This window comes from Actinomyces culturomici, from assembly GCF_900499005.1.
Classification (GTDB): domain Bacteria; phylum Actinomycetota; class Actinomycetes; order Actinomycetales; family Actinomycetaceae; genus Pauljensenia; species Pauljensenia culturomici.
Genome location: NZ_LS991330.1, coordinates 1 through 1,535, shown reverse-complemented (window position 1 = coordinate 1,535; position 1,535 = coordinate 1). Strand labels below are relative to the sequence as shown.

1 protein-coding gene is annotated in these 1,535 nt (G+C 72.2%); it reads right to left on the bottom strand.

Annotation, left to right across the window (positions count from 1 at the left end):
* Positions 1–337: 337 nt before the first annotated feature.
* Positions 338–1,535, bottom strand: a 1,198-nt coding sequence (locus DY157_RS11225; protein WP_235827217.1) for an isochorismate synthase, incomplete at its 5' end; no start/stop codon positions are given.

Here is a 1,535-nt window from a genome sequence, read left to right as displayed (position 1 = left end):
CGCTCCTTGGCTGCGTCATCCCTACCTCCTGTCATCTGCATCGTGCGTTTGTTTGTGCATGAAGGAGCCCCCGCCACAACCCCCCCCTCTCTGTTCGCCGGCGGCGTCGGATGTGTATAAGAGACGGGGGGCGACCACACGAAAGGGGCCGGGGCGGGAGGATCATCGGATCCTCCCGCCCCGACCCCCGTGTCGCGACGTCATGCGCTGCTGCTCTCGAGGTGAGGCACGTCGGGCGGCGAGGTCACGCGCCCTCTGCCGAGGGGTCATGCGCTTCCGCCCTCGAGGTCATTCGCCTTCGGGCACGGCGACGCCCGCCCGCGAGTCCCGCCGCGGGTCAGGACCGCGGATCCACCCCGAGCGCATCGAGGAGCGGCGCCATCTTCCGGCGTGTCTCGACGAGTTCCTCCGCGGGGTCGGAATCCGGCATGATGCCGCCGCCGGCGAAGATCCGCAGTGCGCGCCCGTCCTCCTCGAGCCGTCCGCAGCGCAGCGCGATGCAGAACTCGCCCTCGCCGGACGCGTCGATCCACCCGACCGGCCCGGAATAGCGCCCGCGCTCGGTCCGCTCGTACTCGACGAGGAGCGCGAGCGCCTCCTCGCGCGGCGTCCCGCACACGGCGGCCGTCGGATGGAGCGCCTGAACCGCGGATAGGAGCGACACCTCTCCGAGCTCGGCGTCGACGTCGGTTGCGAGGTGCGCGACGTTCGGCAGATCGAGGATGAAGGGCTCATCCGGCACGGACAGTGAGTCGACGATCGGCGACAGAGCGCGGGCGACCGACTCGACCGCGAGGGCGTGCTCGCGACGATTCTTCGCGGAGGACAGCAGCTCGTCGCCCCGTCCGGCGGGGGCGGTGCCCGCGAGGACGCGCGAGCGCAGCATGCCGGCGTGCGTCGACGCGAGCATTTCGGGGGTCGCCCCGATGAGCCCGTCGACGGCGAACCGCCAGGTCGAGGGGTAGAGGGCGTCGAGCCGCCCGAGCAGGAACCGCGGATCGATCGCCGAATCCGCGCGCACGAGCATGTCGCGCGTCATCACCGCCTTCGACGCATCCCCCGCCCGCAGCCGCGCGGCGAGCGCGTCGACCGACGCCGTCCACTCCGCCTGGGTCATCCGGCCGACGTCCGTCCGCACGCCCTCGGGCGCTTCGGGGGCGATCGACGAGGGCGGGGCGAGCAGCTCGTACGGGTCGGGAGCGGGCGAGCCGAGCGCCGCGGAGGCCGCCCAGCGCCCCTGTGGGGTCTCGAGCACGACGAGGGCGGGGACGATGAGCGTCGACTCGGTGAAGGAGGCGAAGCCGAAGGAGCCGAAGGCGATGGGCAGGCTCGGCGCGTCCGCGGGGCCCGTGATCCGCGCGGACGCGCGGACCGAATCCCACCAGGCCCCGGCCTCGTCGATCGCCGAGGAACCCGAGCTGCACCACGCGGCGGCCGTTCCCCAGCCGACCATCGACTGGCGGAAGCCGAGCCATGCGAGGGCTGTCCCGCTTACAGATCTCCGAGCCCACGAGAGAAAGGCGAGTCTACTGTGG